Source organism: Bradyrhizobium iriomotense (assembly GCF_018129405.1).
Classification (GTDB): domain Bacteria; phylum Pseudomonadota; class Alphaproteobacteria; order Rhizobiales; family Xanthobacteraceae; genus Bradyrhizobium; species Bradyrhizobium iriomotense_B.
This window is the reverse complement of sequence record NZ_JAFCLP010000024.1, coordinates 22078-37554: the sequence shown is the minus strand read 5'-3', so window position 1 is coordinate 37554 and position 15477 is coordinate 22078. Positions and strand designations below refer to the sequence as shown.

The following is a 15477-nucleotide window of genomic DNA, read 5'->3' as shown; positions in this document are numbered from 1 at the left end:
AACCCGCAAAATCGTCGTGCTGCATGGCAATAGCCGCATCCGGATTCGTTTAGCGGATAGACAGGCGGCCCATGGCTGGCCGAAGCTCCGTCCCCGCCGGAATCCATGAGGAGCAAGCCATGACTGCACTCGAAAAGGGCATTACCGCCAGCGGCACGGGCTATGGCGGCAAGAGCTGGAACATCCTTGGCCAGGTCTATTTTCCCAAGGCCGTCACCGATTCCACCTTCGCGTTCGAGACCAACAGCGATCCCGGCCAGTTCGTGCCGGTGCACATCCATCCGACCCAGGACGAGTTCATCCTGGTGCAGGAAGGCACACTCGACCTCAAGCTCGACGGCCAATGGGTCAAGGCCCATGCCGGCGACCTCGTGCGCATGCCGCGCGGCATTCCGCACGGCTATTTCAACAAGTCCGACAAGCCGTGCCGCGCGCTGTTCTGGGTCTCGCCGATGCAGAAGCTGGAGGCGCTGTTCAACCAGCTGCACAATCTGACCGACCCTGCCGAGGTCGTGCGCATCTCGGCACTGCACGAGGTCGACTTCCTGCCGCCCGAGGCCAACGACTAGGCGGTCGCCACTCCGTCCACTTTCATCTGCTTGCAGGTCCGAACGGCCACGCCTTGCGGCCGAACGTGGCCGCTTGCGCGAAACACATCGAGCAATCCCATGATCAGTCCCAAACATGTCTGCGTGATCGGCGCCGGCGTCTCCGGCCTTGCCGCCGCAAAAGCGTTCGCCACCCGCGGCCACCGCGTCACCATCGTCGAGCGCAGCGGCGATCTCGGCGGCGTCTGGGAGCCGGCGCGCTCCTATCCTGACGTGCAGACCCAAAGCCCGAAGGATCTCTACCGCTACACCGATCGCGCCATGCCGGACGCCTATCCGGAATGGCCGACCGGACCGCAGGTCCACGCCTATCTCGCCGACTATGCGAAGAGTTTTGGCCTCGACCGCATGCTGCGCCTCGACACCGAGGTCGCCGGCATGGCGCGGCGTGCCGACGGCAAGCCGGGCTGGACGCTCAGCCTGACGAGCAAGGGTGGCACGCCGTCACACGAGGATTTCGATTTCGTCGCCGTCTGCACCGGGCAGTTCAACGAGCCGCGCGAGCTGCATTGTCCGGGCGAGGACGGCTTCCTGGCGCAGGGCGGCCAGATCCTGCATTCGTCGAAATACGGCGACCCGGCGCTGGCGAAAGGACGCCGCGTCGTCGTGCTAGGCGGCTCGAAATCGGCGACCGACATCGCCGTGAACGCGGTGAAGTCAGGCGCGCGCGAGGTTACGATCGTGATGCGCGAGCCGGTCTGGCGCATCCCCTATTTCATCGGCGGGCTCGTGAACTTCAAGCGCATCCTCTACATCCGCGCGCAGGAGGAGATGTTTCCGGGCTGGGGCGCCAGCGCGATGGCAAGGCTTGCGCATCGCGTCGCAGCGCCGCTCGTATGGGCCAATTGGCGCGGGCTGGAGAGCCTGCTCAAGGCACAGCTCAAGCTCAAACAGTGCAAGATGGTGCCGACGGAGCGCATCGAGGACGGCGTCAACTGCGCGGTGCCGATCGCAACGCCCGGCTTCTACCCGATGGTCGCCGACGGCCGCATCAAGGCGGTGTTCGGCACGTTCGATCATTATGAGGGCGACGGCATCGTGATGAGCGGCGGCGAGCGCGTCAGTGCCGATGTCGCAGTGCTCGCGATCGGCTACAAGCTCGGCGTGCCGTTCCTGCCCGAGGCCTATCGGCAGAAGCTGGTCGATGCGGACGGGCAGTACCGGCTCTATCGCCTGATCGCCAATCCCGATCTGCCGGAACTCGGCTTCGTCGGCTTCAACTCCTCGTTCTGCACCGTGCTCTGCGCCGATCTCGCGGCCAACTGGCTGGTGCGCTACGCCGACGGCCAGCTCGCCAACCAGCCGACGGCGCAGGCGATGCGCGACAACATCGAGATGATGCTGCACTTCAAGCGCGTCGAGCGGCCGGCGGCGGGCGTCTATGGCGGCCTCTGCGTCGCGCCCTATCACTACCGCCATTTCGACGAGCTGATGGCCGATATCGGCACGAAGGAGCAGAAACGCGGCGGGCTCAAAGGACGCTTCCAGCCGCCGGACGCGGACGCCTATGCGAAGTTCCTGGCGACGGCGCCGGACTACCGGGCGGCGTGAGAGGAGAATTGCGGCTGCGCGCGTCTGATGCTTACGATCTCCCTGGCCATCGAATCGACGGGAACCAGCCATGGGATCGAGACGACTTGCCGCCGCGGCCTTTGCGGCTGTTGCCTTCTTCGTCACGACGCCCGCCGTTGCACAGGGCGGCGCGCCGACGCCAAAGCAATCCGAGGCGCTCGCCACCTACGAGCGCGCGCTCGGCGAGTTCAGATCGATCCTCGCCGAACGGCGGCGCCAGATCGAGGCGAAGGAGCCGCTGCCGAACCTGCCGGGTCAGGCGCTCTATCTCGCGCGCGTCGCCGTGATCAGCAGCTACAAGGACCTTACCGACGCCATGCCGTCGCGGATCGGCCGGCCCAACAAGTTCGAGATCCCTCCCGCCTATTTCGATGCCGAGATCGAGCCGCTGGTCGACGAATACGGAAAGCTGTTCGACATCATGGAGGCGCCGCCGGCCAACGCGCAGAACTCGGCGACGCCGTTTAGGGACGTCGTCGATCTTGCCGTTGCGATCGCGCGCGCCAAGGGGCTTGCACCTGTTCACGCCGAAGCTGCGGGGCGCATCAGCCTCGGGCTATTCTTCGCCGAGACCAACGGCAAGCAGAATGTCCGGAACGGGCGCTCGAACACCTATATGGGCAGCTTCCAGACCGGCCCCTCCGAGGACCGCAACGGCCGCAGGAAATGGGAGACCATCAAGGGCGAGATCGCGGCGATCGATCCGGACCTCAGCGCGCGCGACGACAAGGAAGAGGCGCGCGCCCGCGGCACCGATCACCGCTTCAATCACTGGACCAATGTGCGCGACGGCCTGATGAACGCACATGCGGATATCTTCCGAGAGATCCCTGCAATCGTGAAGACGTTGCCCGATCCGATCGACCAGATGAAGCTGTTCGAGCTGATCCAGATCGTGCCCACCCCGACACGAGCCGCGCTGAAGTCCGGCGACCTCCTGAATTACCGGGTATCCAGCCCCACGGTCATGAAGCACCTGCGCAACAACAGCATTTTTGCCTTCGGACAGGCCGACCGGGCGAGAACCTCGGCAAGCTTCCGCGAGATCCTCGCGGCGATGTGGCTGTTCAACCGGAAGTTCGAGCGCGCCATGGCGAAGTATTCCGAGATCAAGGGGCGCTAAGGGAAACAGGTTGCAACTGCTACCGGACGTCGTAGGCTCCCCTTCCCACTCGTTCGTCATCGGGAAGGAAGCGCCACGATGCCATCGGCCATCTCATGCGCCTGCTAATCCTCGGCGGCAGCCAGTTTCTCGGGCGCGCGATCGCCACCCATGCCTGCGCGGCCGGGCACGACGTGACCTGCGCGGCCCGCGGCCTCGCGGGACCGATCGCGGCGGGCGCCCGCTTCGTGATGATCGACCGCGACACCGTTGACGGGCTTGCGCTGCTTGCGGGCGGGTCGTTCGATGCCGTGGTCGATGTCTCGCGTCATCCCGGCCAGGTCCGCCGCGCGGTGGCGGCGCTGAAGCGACCGGGCGTACACTGGACCTTCGTCTCGACCGTGAGCGTCTATGCGGACAATCGCACGCCCGGGCAGTGCGCCGACACGGCATCGCTGCGCGAGCCCGTCACGGCGGATATCGAGCACAGCACCGATGCCATCTATGGCGCGGCCAAGGTCGCTTGCGAACAGGCGGTCGGCAACGACGCCTTCATTTGCCGGGCCGGCCTGATCGTCGGGCCGGAGGATCCGACGGGACGGTTTTCGTACTGGCCGGCGCGGCTGGTGCGCGGCGGCGAAGTGCTGGCGCCGGGATCGCCTGATGACGCCGTCCAGTTCATCGACGTCCGCGATCTCGCGCAATGGATCGTGCATGCGGCAGAGGTCGGCCTGACCGGCATCTACGACGGCATTGGACCGGTTCGCACGCGCGGCGAAGTCCTGGCCGAGTGCGCATCCGCGCTGAACCCGTCCTGCAAATTCACCTGGATCGATCGCACCTTCCTTGAAGCGCACGACATCCGGCGCTGGGCCGGCCCGCGATCGCTGCCGATGTGGCTGCCCCTGCCCGACTTCGCCGGCTTCATGACGCGTGACACCTCGCCGGCGCGGAAGGCCGGGCTGACCTCGCGACCGCCAGCGGTCACCGCGCGCGATACGCGCGCCTGGCTCCGCGCCAGCAACGGACCTGTCGTCGGACTGACAGAGGATGAGGAGAAGGCCGTGCTCGCCGCGTGGCATGCGGGCAAGGCGAGCTAGTTGTCCGGCTTGTAGCCGTCCGTCAGCGTCTTCAGGAACGCGATGATGTCGGCCTCGTCCTGCTCCGTCATGGCCGGCTTGTCGCCGGGATGACGATCGAAGGGCGGATCGGTGACATCCACATTGGCGTGATATTTTGGTGGCAGGTCGTCGTACTTCAGAGCCGTGCCGTCGGCGGCGCGTGGAAACACTTTTTCCGGATTGGTGTCGCGGAAATTGTAGAAGTCGAGCACCTGCTCCAGACTATGGAAAACGCCGTTGTGGAAGAAGGCGTGGCGCGTCGCCGTGTTGCGCAGCGTCGGTGTCAGGAACATGCCGCAATATTGCGTCTGTTCGGAAATGTCGGTGCGCTGCGGACCGCAGACGCCGAGGTCGAAATAATTGGGATCGCGATTGTTGGCGAGCGCGGCATTGCGCGGCGCGCCGAGGGCCTCGTATTGATGATCGGTGAACAGCGGCGGCAGGCCGTCGCGGGTCGGCGCCGAGGTGTGGCATCCCGCGCAATTGGCCCTATTAGGATCGTTGAACGCCTGCAGGCCGCGCAACTCGCTGTCGGATAGCCGGGCCTTGCCTTCGAGCCAGTAGTCGTACTTGCTAGTGTAGGGATGGAAGCTTGGCTCCTCCACCTGATAGCGCGCGACCGCGAACATCGCTTCCGCGATCAGCAGCCGCTGATTTCTCAGAACGCCGGCACCGAACAGCTCGACGAAGCGGTTGGCATAGGGCGCGCGGCGCAGCTTGTCCGCGACGATCTCGGCACTACCGCCGTCCATCTCGTTGGGATCGAGCAGCGGAAACAGCGCCTGGTCCTGCAACGTGTCGGCACGACCATCCCAGAACAGGCCGCCCTGCGGCACGATGTTCGTCGATGCGCCGCCCGCGGTCTTCGTCGTGCGCGCCGACTGCTGGCCGATCGCTGCCATCTGCGCGAGATCGACGATGTTGTCGTCGTCGCCCTTGTCAGGACCGATGCTGAAATTCGGATGGCGGTCGAGATAGGTCAGCGACGGCACCGCGCGTGCTCCTTGCCGCGACAGGTCGGCGCCCCCGAGCATGACCGGACCGTCATTGGGCGGGCCGTAAGCGTGATCCGAGCTGTGGCAGGACGCGCAGGACAGCGCGCCTGAGGACGACAGCGAGGCGTCGTAAAAGATCTCCTTGCCGAGCTGCGCCATCGCAGACAACGGCGCGACGGGCGGGCGCATGAGACGAACCGGGTTCGGGTTTGTGCCCGCGGGATTCGTCTCCGCAAAGCCTTGCGTCCCGGTCGCAAAGACGGCGCCGGCCAGACAAAGCAGGCCGGCGCCGAGAAGCCACATGGTGCGGCTGTTCATTCGAAGCGTCCCGTTGGACTAGTGATGGTGGTGCTCGTCCGGCGGGCTGGTGATGACAGTGCCGGAGGTCGGATCGAGGAACAGCGCATCGGCCCGGAGGTCGTGGCTGTGATCATGGTCGAAGTCGAAGAGGTCCATGATCGATCCCGTGGTGGCGTCGAATGCGCCGCCGCCGAGCCGCTGGCCGTGCAGCCAGTTGTCCTCTATGAAACGAACCACGGAAGCCTGCGTCGTGTAGGTGTGGCTGACATAGTTCGTCTTGGCATAGGGCGAGACCACGATCAGGGGAACGCGCGTGCCCGGACCGCAGCGGCCGTTGACCTGCTGGCCGGACAGGCCCTTCGGCGCGGGCTGCTTGCTGGCGCCGAGGCCGCAGAGACCGGGGCCGTTGACCTGATCGGCGGTCGGATCATACGAGGCGCTCTTCGGCGCGACGTACTGGTGGTCGTACCAGCCGTCGGAGTCGTCATAGGTGATGATGACCGCGGTCTCGCGCCACTCCGGCTGCTTCTGCAGGAAGTTGATCAGCTCGACATTGCCGGCCTGCTCGTCGAGCGGATCGGAGTTGCCGGCGTGGCCGTCCTGAAAGGCCGGCATCTTGATGTAGGAGACGGCCGGGAAATTGCCGGCCTTCACCGCGGCGTAGAAGTCCTCGAGGTCGTAATTGTGGTTGGCGGGATCGACGGTCTTGCCGCCGGCGGCATAGGTATGGCCGATCGCATGGACGGAGCTGGGCCGCGCATGGGTCGGGTTGGCCGTCGACTTGTGATACTGGAAGAAGGCGTGGTGCGGGACATAGTCCACGATCGTGCCGTTGACGTTGCTGGAGAAGGTGCTGCGGGCGCAGCCCGTCGTGCCGTTGGCATTCTTGAGCGTGAGGTCGAAGCCGCCCATGAAGCTGCCCCAGCTGACGTGCTCGGCGTTGAGCAGGTCGCCGATATTCTTGCCGTCCATCAGCACCGTGCTCGTCGTGCTCGAACAGACGTCGTTGCCGGGGTCGGTGTCGCCGATCAGCGTCAGGCCGCCCTGGCCATCGGCGATCGACGATGACGTGCCGATGACGTTCTGCACGCCGTTGGTCTGTGCGGCGACCACTTCGAGCACGCCCGGCGTCGAGGGACCGAACGTGTCGGTCCAGTTGTTGTCGCTCATGGCGAAGTGCTGGGCGTAGTTCCAGAAGGCAGTGACGGTGTTGCCGTCGAAATAGCCCATGACCTGGCCGTTGGTGCCGAAGGCGCCGGCGCCGCCGGCGGTGCCGCGCCCGGTGAACTTCGGAAACAGGTCTTCCTTGCCGTTGTCCACGGCCTGCTGTTCGGGCGTGTAGGCATGGTTCTGCGAGCGGGTGTTGGCCTGGGTGCGGTCGAGACGGAACGGGTCGGTCGCGCCGGTGCCGTTGGCCGGGCTGTTGTTCGGATTGTTCACCAGCAGGTTCGCCGTGACGAGGTTGTTCACCTTCGGCGTATGCGGCTTCGGGACGAACGGGATCGAGCCGGACGGATTGGCCGCGTTCGGGTAGGTCGCGAAATAATGGTCGAACGAACGGTTCTCGTTGAAGATGATCACGAGATGCTTGATCGGAGTTTCCGTATGAATGTCATGCGGATGACGGTGATGATCCCGGTCATGGTCCCGGTCCCGGCCGAAATCGTCCGCGAGGACGGGAATGCTGCACGCGAGTGCCGTCGCGGCCGCGAGGAACGCGACCGTCGTCAGAAATCTGGTCTTCATTTTTATCTTGCCCCGAAGGATTGACGCCGACGTTCGGGAACGTAGCGGCGGTGAATGACAGAGCTGTGTCAGTTTGACGCACGAGACACTTTGCGCAGTAGCCGAGACGCGATTTTTCACGCAGCCGCCTGCTTCGCGCCGTCCGCGCCGGATCACGTCAGGCGCGTTTATTCCGCGGGCGAGGGCAAGAATGATGCGCGGCGCAGCAACCCTGCGCCGCCCGCCTATTCGGTGCGGATCGGCGTGTCCTTCAGGCCGTTGTTGTCATAGGCCTTGCGCAGGGTGCCGTTCGTCACCGCTTCGTTCATGAATTTGGTGACGAAGGCGAGAGCCTGGCTGTGGCCGAGCGGGACGGCGACGGCGGTCACCGTCTTCTTGAAGGTCTCGTCGAGCACCTTCGTGCCCGGAATCTTCTGCGCCATCTTGTTGAGCTGGTCACGCGACAGCGCGAAGGCATCGATCTCGCCGCTCTTGAGAAGGCCGAAGATCTCGTCATAGGTCTGGTAGCCAGTGACTTTTGCATTCTTCAGATGCGCGATCGCGCCGCGCATGGTGGTGGTGGCGTTGACGGCCGCGACCTTGATGCCCGCCTGGTCGAGCGTGGCGAAATTGGTGATGCTCGAACCCGGCTTGACGATGTAGGTGGCGTCCGCGACCTCGTAGATCGGGCCGAACAGCATCCTGGTCTCGCGCTCGGGATCCTTGGGAAGCCAGGTGACGTCCCAGGTGCCCTTGCCGGCCGCGTCGGTGATCTGCCCGGAATTCTGGTGCACGACATATTCGACGGATACACCGAGCTGCGCGGCCATCTCCTTGCCGAGGTCGACCGGCACGCCGGCGAAGCCGGATTCCGTCCTGGTCGACCAGAATGCGCCGCCCGCCGGGCTGATCGCGATCGCAACCCGCAGCTTGCCGGTCGGCGCGATCTCGTCCTTCAGGCCATCGGCTAACGCTGGCATGGCGAGGGCCGCCGCGAGAACGAGGCCGGCAAGGGCCGATTGGAGCAACGTTCGCATGTCATGTTCTCCTCGCTTTTCTTCTTTCAACTGCTCCGCCTCTTTGACGCAATTCTGGTCGATCGTGCGCGCGGTGAAAAGCGGTTTGTCATGACAAACCTGTCAAAGGCCACGGCGCGGTTTGCAGTGCAAGGCCCGTGACTGCCATGGCTATGGTGTTCCACGGCCGGGCGTTTGTTGGTAGCCTGCCGCACCGACAGACAATAATCGGGGGCCACCGAATGACCTGCGCGAATCCTGCATCGCTCACCAATCGCAATGGAGCGTGGAGACGTGTCGGACGGGCGCTGGCCGCCGCGAGCGCCGTGATCGCGCTCGCCGGCTGCGAGGACAAGAACACCTTCGTGGCGCCGCCGCCGCCGAAGGTGGATGTGGCAACGCCGGTGCAGCGGCCGGTGACGCGCTATGTCGAAGCCACCGGCAACACCGCCCCGATCAAGAGCGTCGATCTCGTCGCGCGCGTGCAGGGTTTCCTGCAATCGATCGACTATCAGGACGGCAGCTTCGTCAAGCAGGGCACCCAGCTCTTCACGATCGAGCCGGAGACGTACAAGCTCAAGGTCGAGCAGGCGAAGGCCGCGGAGGTCGGTGCGCAAGCCACGGTCAAGCAGGCCGAAGCCGATTACAAGCGGCAGGTCGAGCTGGTGCAGCGCCAGGCGGTCTCGCAGTCCACCCTCGACACCTCGACATCGACCCGCGACAACGCTCAGGCCAGCCTCCAGCAGGCCCAGGTCAATACGAGGCTCGCCGAGGTCAATTACGGCTACACCAACGTGACCGCGCCGTTCGACGGTATCGTCAGCGCGCACCTGGTTTCGGTCGGCGAGCTCGTCGGCGTCTCCTCCCCGACCCAGCTCGCGACCATCGTCGCCCTGGACCCGATCTGGGTGAACTTCACGGTCAACGAGCAGGACGTCCTTCGCATCCGCGCCGAAGCGGCCCGCCGCGGACTGACCGTCGCCGACCTCAAACAATTGCCGGTCCAGGTGGGCCTCCAAACCGAGACTGGCTATCCGCATGAAGGCCACCTCGACTACGTCTCGCCGACCCTCAATACATCGACGGGCACGCTCGCGGTGCGCGGCGTCGTGCCCAACGACAAGCGGGCGCTGCTGCCAGGTTATTTCGTCCGCGTCCGTGTGCCCTTCGACCAGGAGAAGAGCGCCCTGCTCGTCCCCGACACCGCGCTCGGCAGCGATCAGGGCGGCCGCTATCTCCTCGTCGTCAATAACGACAATGTCGTCGAACAGCGCAAGGTGCAGATCGGGCCGACCGACAAAGGCCTGCGCGTGATCGAAAGCGGGCTGAAGCCGGACGACCGCGTCGTGATCGCCGGGCTGCTGCGCGTGATCCCGGGCCAGAAGATCGACCCGCAGGTGACGAAGATCGACCAGTCCCAGGCGTCTGCCAAGTAGGAGCCGCCGGCCATGATCTCAAAGTTCTTCATCGAGCGGCCGGTCCTCTCGAACGTCATCGCGCTCTTGATGATCCTGATCGGCGGCGTCGCGCTGTTCAACCTCGCCGTCGCGCAATACCCCGACGTGGTGCCGCCGACGGTGCAGGTCACCACGCGCTATCCCGGCGCCAGCGCCAAGACCGTGATCGACACGGTTGCCTTGCCGATCGAGCAGCAAGTCAACGGCGTCGAGGACATGCTCTACATGCAGTCCTACAGCGGCTCCGACGGCACCTACACGCTGACCGTGACCTTCAAGATCGGCACCGACCTGAACTTCGCACAGGTGCTGGTGCAGAACCGCGTCTCCAGCGCGCTCGCGCAGCTGCCGCAGTCGGTGCAGAACCAGGGCGTCACCGTCCAGAAGAAATCGACCTCGATCCTGCTGTTCGTGACGCTGACCTCGCCCGAGGCCAAATATGACAGCCTCTATTTGAGCAACTACGCCACCATCAACATCCGCGACGAGCTCTCCCGCCTGCCCGGCGTCGGCAACGTCACGGTGTTCGGCGCCGGCCAGTATTCGATGCGGGTGTGGCTCGACCCCAACAAGCTGCAAGTCCGTGGCCTCGTGCCGCAGGACGTCATCAACGCGATCCAGCAGCAGAGCCAGCAGGTCTCCGCCGGGCAGGTCGGCGCGCCGCCGACGCCGCCGGGCCAGGCGTTCCAGTACACGCTCAACGTCAACGGACGGCTCGACGACACCACCCAGTTCGAGAACATCATCGTCAAGACCGGGACCAGCGGCGACGTCACGCGGGTGCGCGACGTCGGCTGGGTCGAGCTCGGCGCGCAGACCTACAGCCAGATCTTCTCGCTCAACAAGCAGCCCGCCACCGGCATCGGCGTGTTCCAGTCGCCCGGCGCCAACGCGCTCCAGGTCGAGCAGGCCGTCGAGAAGAAGATGGCGGAGCTCGCCAAGCGCTTCCCGGAAGGCATCAAATACGACACGCCGTTCGACACCACCAAATTCGTCGAGGCCTCGGTGCACGAGGTCTACATGACCCTGATCGAGGCCGGCCTTCTGGTGCTGGTCGTGATCCTCGTCTTCTTGCAGGACTGGCGCGCGATGCTGGTGCCGGCGACGACGGTGCCGGTCACCATCATCGGCGCCTTCGCCGCGATGGCGGCGCTCGGCTTCACCATCAACATGTCGACGCTGTTTGCGATCGTGCTCGCGATCGGCATCGTCGTCGACGATGCCATCGTGGTGGTCGAAGGCGCCGCGCACAATATCGAGCAGGGCATGAACGGCCACGACGCCGCGATCAGGGCGATGGACCAGCTGTTCGCGCCGATCGTCGGCATCACGCTGGTGCTGATCTCGGTGTTCCTGCCGGCCTCGTTCCTCGCCGGCCTGACTGGTCGCATCTATTCGCAATTCGCGCTGGTGATCGCGGCGACCGCGCTGCTGTCCGCCATCAACGCGGCGACCTTGAAGCCGACGCAATGCGCGCTGTGGCTGCGGCCGGCGGTGCCGCCGGAGCAGCGCAACTTCTTCTATCGCGGCTTCAACAACGTCTATAACCGGGTCGAGCGCGGCTACACGCGGCTGATCACCTTCCTGGTCAGGCACGCCACGGTGTCGGTCGCGATCGCGCTGGTGCTGATCGGGATCGGCGGCTACGGCCTGTCGCGGGTGCCGACCGGATTCCTGCCGATCGAGGACCAGGGCTACCTGATCGCCGCCATCCAGCTGCCCGACGGCGCTTCGCTGGAGCGGACCCAGAAGGTGCTCGACAAGGCCGCCGACATCGTCAAGGAGACGCCGGGCGTGGCGCAGGTCATCACCATCGCCGGCATCTCCGCGCTCGACAGCAGCGCGAGCCTTGCCAATGCCGGCGTCGCCTACATCATCCTGAAGGATTGGGATGCGCGCAAAGGGCCCGGCGAGGATCTGCGCTCGCTGGTCTTTGGCCTCAACGACAAGCTCGCTGTGATCATGGAGGCGCGCACCATCGTGCTACCTCCGCCGCCGATCCAGGGCATCGGCAACGCGGCCGGCTTCTCGATGCAGGTCGAGCTGCGCGACGGCAACAGCGATTTCGCCAAGCTGCAGGCGATCACCGGGGCGATGGTGAGTAACGGCCAGAGCCAAAGCGCGCTGCAGCGCGTGCAGTCCTCGTTCCGCTCGTCGGTGCCGCAGTTCAACGTCGAGATCGACCGCATCAAGACCCAGACGCTGCACGTCACCACCGACCAGGTGTTCTCGGCGCTATCGACCTATCTCGGCTCGTCCTATGTCAACCAGTTCAACAAATTCGGCCGGGTATTTCAGGTCTATACGCAAGCCGATCCAGCGTTCCGCGTCACCGAGCGCGACATCGCCAACATGCAGGTGCGCAACTCGAACGGCGACATGATCCCGATCGGCACCGTCGCCACCATCACGCCGGCGACGGGTCCGTCGCTGATCAGCCTCTACAATCTCTATCCCTCCTCGACCATCATCGGCCTGCCGGCGCAGGGCTACTCCTCCGGCCAGTCGCTGAAGCTGATGGAGGAGATCGCGGACAAGACGCTGCCGCCCGGCACCGGCTATGAATGGACCGCGATGTCGTATCAGGAGAAGGCGGTCTCGAACCAGATCTACTGGGTGTTCGGGCTTGCCATGCTGCTGGTCTATCTCGTGCTCGCCGGCCAGTACGAGAGCTGGTACGCGCCGATCTCGGTGATCCTCGCGGTGCCGCTGTCGCTGATCGGGCCGATGCTGATCCTGAGCGGCCTCAAGATCGACAACAACCTCTATTGCCAGATCGGCCTGATCCTCCTGATCGCGCTGTCGGCGAAGAACGCCATCCTGATCGTCGAGGTCGGGCTCGAGCTGCACGTCCGCGACGGCAAGCCGATCCTGGAATCGGCGATCGAGGCGGCGCGCGCCCGCTTCCGCCCGATCCTGATGACGTCGTTCGCCTTCATCCTCGGCGTCGTGCCGCTGGTGCTCGCGACCGGCGCCGGCGCCAGCGCCCGCAAGTCGATCGGCATCACCGTGTTCTCGGGCATGCTGGCCTCAACCTGTCTCGCGGTGCTGTTCGTGCCGGCCTTCTTCGTGGTGGTGCAGCGCTTCGAGAACTGGCGCGCCTCGAAGAAAGCGCCGAAGGCGGTGGCTGAGGTGAAGCCTTAAGCCTTCTTCGCCGATGCCTGACGCGCCTCGCCGCTCGAGACCAGCAGCACCGAGACCTTCGACTGCCTCAGCACGGCGTCGGCGACACCGCCGAAGGAGAGATGATCGGCCTGGATGCGGTCGACGCCGATGACCACGAGATCGACGTCGGTGGTGTCGATCTCGCGCAGGATCGCAGCCTCCGGCGATCGGTTCACGCGCAGCGTCGTGGTGATATCGACGTCGTAGCGGGCGGCAAGATCGCTGGCGTCCTTCAGGATGCCCGTTTCCTGGCTGAGGCCACGGGACACCCCGCGTTGTGCGCCCTTGTCCCGCGTCGTCGCCACATAGATCACACGCAGCGAGCCTGATCCGGCCTGCGCCAGCGCGACCGCGACCTCGGCGCCGCGCTTGGAGACGGCGCTGCCGGAGACCGGGACGAGAATGTTGAGCCCGTCGGGCACCGGCTGCTTCAGGTGGCTCCCCTTGGCCACCACGATCGCGAGCGGCCCTTCGAATTCGGCGGCGATGTCCTCGACCTTCCTGTCGAAACGATCCTTGGTCGCGATGACCTTGTCGATGCCGACGACGAGGAGATCGAAGCCCTTCTTCGCCTCTTCGCCGACTGCTTCGCCGAGGTCCGATCTGCGAATCCGCGTCGTCACATCGACGTTCCCGGCCGCGGGATCGGAAGCCACCGTTTCGGCCGCCCGCTTCACCACGGCTTCATGGCTCTCCTCCTCGTCGCGGCCCCTCTCCTGCTCCGCAGCGCGCTTGCCGACATGCAGCACGGTGATCGGCAGGCCGCGCATGCCGGCGATCAGGCCAGCGACGTGGGCGGCAAAGGTGGCGTTGACGCTCTCGTCGACGGCGAGCAAGGGACGTTCGAGGTTGGCGACGAAACCGCGCTTCTCGAATTCCTCGCGCTCGAGGCGCTCCTTCTCCTCTGCGTTCATCGGCAGCCTGGCCAGCGCCGCCCGCAGCATCGGCGGCATCGCCATCGTGGTCACGATCGCCATCGTGACGATCATCGTGAACAGGTTCTGGCTGAGCACGCCGATGGACAGGCCGATGGTGGCGATGATCACCTCGGTCGAACCGCGCGCGTTCATGCCGCTGGCGAGCGCGAGCGACTCCCGAGTGTTCAGCCCGCCCAATGTGCCCCCGACGAAGGCGCCGCCGAACTTGCCGACGCTGGCGATGACGACCAAGAGGCCGGTGAGCATCAGGAGATTGGGATCGCGCAGCACCGACAGATCGGCGGCAAGGCCGGCGAGACCGAAGAACACCGGCATGAAGAAGCTCGAGATCAGGCCACGCAGGCGCTCGTCGATCTGCCGGGTCAGGATCGGCGATTCGCCGACCAGGATGCCGGCGACGAAGGCACCTAACACGGTGTGCACGCCGATCAGGTGCGTGATCAGCGCCATCGTGCCCATCAGCAGCAGAATGACCGTGATGACGGGTGCGGAGCTGACCAGCGTGTCGTTGGCCCAGCGGATCAGCTGGAACACCAGGCGCCGGCCGATGGTGAAGCTGACGGCGAGAAAGACAACCGTGCCCAGCACGGCTTTCGCCACCGAGCCGAGATCCAGCGTGTTGTGCGAGGCCAGGCTGAAAATGACGGCGATGATGATCCAGCCGATGGTGTCGTCGATCACGGCGGTCGCGACGATGATCTGCCCGACATCGCGGCGCATGAAATTCATCTCGCGCACGACCACGGCGACGATCTTCACGGAGGAGATCGACAGCGCCGTGCCCATGAACAGCGAGGCCACGAGGCGCGCGTGCGGATCGGGCAGCAGCGCGTCCGGCAGGAACTCGCCGAGGGCAAAGCCGCAAGCAAAGGGCACGACGATGCCGGCGATCGAGATCGCGATCGCGGCCTTGCCGACCCTCCTGACCAGCTTGAGGTCGGTCTCCATGCCCGTGAGCAACAGCAACAGCAGGATGCCGAACTGGGCGATGCCGTCGATCATCGCCTTCTGCTCGGGCGTCTTGGGGAAGATGGCGTGCTGCGCCTCCGGCCAGACCCAGCCGAGCAGCGACGGCCCGAGCAGGATGCCGGCGAGCAGTTCGCCGATCACCGAGGGCTGGCCGATGCGCTGCATCATCTCGCCGAGGCCGCGGCCGACGACGATCAACAGCACGATCTGCAGAATCAGGAGGGACTCGGAGGGGCCGGCCGATTTGCCGCCTTCGGCACCGGCCGCAACCGTGGTGAGCACAAGCGCCGCGGGGACGAGGCCAACCGGCCGGAGCAGGCTCCACTGCATGCAGGTGTCTTTTCCCCTTCATCTGCCCCACAGAGGATAGAACCCGCGGGAGGCGGCGCGGGTTCCGCCGCGCGCGGCGGGTTAAAGGGGGGCGAAAACAAAAAGTGCGAAAACAACCCCATGCACAGTAGAGAGGCGTTGAAAAAGCTCGAGAAAATTTCGGCTATACCGAAACGGCT

The 15477-nt window shown here is 65.2% G+C and carries 10 protein-coding genes; 6 read left to right on the top strand and 4 right to left on the bottom strand.

The window, feature by feature from the left end; genetic code table 11:
• The first annotated feature begins 119 nt into the window (after positions 1 to 119).
• The 4 genes from JQ592_RS33200 to JQ592_RS33185 all read left to right on the top strand — a co-directional run bounded on the left by JQ592_RS33200 (position 120) and on the right by JQ592_RS33185 (position 4382).
• Entirely contained in the window at positions 120 to 569 is a 450-nt protein-coding gene (locus JQ592_RS33200; RefSeq protein ID WP_018641055.1) for a cupin domain-containing protein, read from the top strand.
• 99 nt (positions 570 to 668) lie between these two features.
• Entirely contained in the window at positions 669 to 2159 is a 1491-nt protein-coding gene (locus JQ592_RS33195) for a flavin-containing monooxygenase (protein WP_211406940.1), read from the top strand.
• A gap of 70 nt (positions 2160 to 2229) precedes the next feature.
• Positions 2230 to 3303: a hypothetical protein gene (locus JQ592_RS33190; protein WP_211406939.1), complete on the top strand. Its 1074-nt coding sequence runs from the start codon at positions 2230 to 2232 to the stop codon at positions 3301 to 3303.
• Between the two features lie 95 nt (positions 3304 to 3398).
• Positions 3399 to 4382: an NAD-dependent epimerase/dehydratase family protein gene (locus tag JQ592_RS33185; protein ID WP_211406938.1), complete on the top strand. Its 984-nt coding sequence runs from the start codon at positions 3399 to 3401 to the stop codon at positions 4380 to 4382.
• On the opposite strand, the gene JQ592_RS33180 is transcribed toward JQ592_RS33185, so the two are convergent.
• From JQ592_RS33180 to JQ592_RS33170, 3 genes are all read right to left on the bottom strand, one after another.
• Positions 4379 to 5716, bottom strand: a complete 1338-nt coding sequence (locus JQ592_RS33180; RefSeq protein ID WP_211406937.1) for a cytochrome-c peroxidase — start codon at positions 5714 to 5716, stop codon at positions 4379 to 4381. The two genes, JQ592_RS33185 and JQ592_RS33180, sit on opposite strands and share 4 nt — an antisense overlap.
• Before the next feature lie 18 nt (positions 5717 to 5734).
• Positions 5735 to 7444 (bottom strand): phospholipase C, encoded by a 1710-nt coding sequence (locus tag JQ592_RS33175; protein ID WP_211406936.1) that lies wholly within the window; start codon positions 7442 to 7444, stop codon positions 5735 to 5737.
• A 224-nt stretch (positions 7445 to 7668) separates the two neighbouring features.
• On the bottom strand, positions 7669 to 8460 hold the full coding sequence (locus JQ592_RS33170) for an ABC transporter substrate-binding protein (protein ID WP_211406935.1): 792 nt from the start codon (positions 8458 to 8460) through the stop codon (positions 7669 to 7671).
• Between the two features lie 221 nt (positions 8461 to 8681).
• Here JQ592_RS33170 and JQ592_RS33165 point away from each other — a divergent pair, with 221 nt between their 5' ends.
• Complete coding sequence (locus JQ592_RS33165) at positions 8682 to 9875, top strand: efflux RND transporter periplasmic adaptor subunit (protein ID WP_211406934.1); 1194 nt, start codon at positions 8682 to 8684, stop codon at positions 9873 to 9875.
• A 12-nt stretch (positions 9876 to 9887) separates the two neighbouring features.
• Complete coding sequence (locus tag JQ592_RS33160) at positions 9888 to 13040, top strand: efflux RND transporter permease subunit (protein ID WP_211406933.1); 3153 nt, start codon at positions 9888 to 9890, stop codon at positions 13038 to 13040.
• Here JQ592_RS33160 and JQ592_RS33155 read toward each other — a convergent pair.
• A complete protein-coding gene (locus JQ592_RS33155) occupies positions 13037 to 15298 on the bottom strand; it encodes a cation:proton antiporter domain-containing protein (RefSeq protein WP_211406932.1) in 2262 nt (753 codons plus the stop codon). The genes JQ592_RS33160 and JQ592_RS33155 overlap by 4 nt on opposite strands.
• Positions 15299 to 15477: the final 179 nt, after the last annotated feature.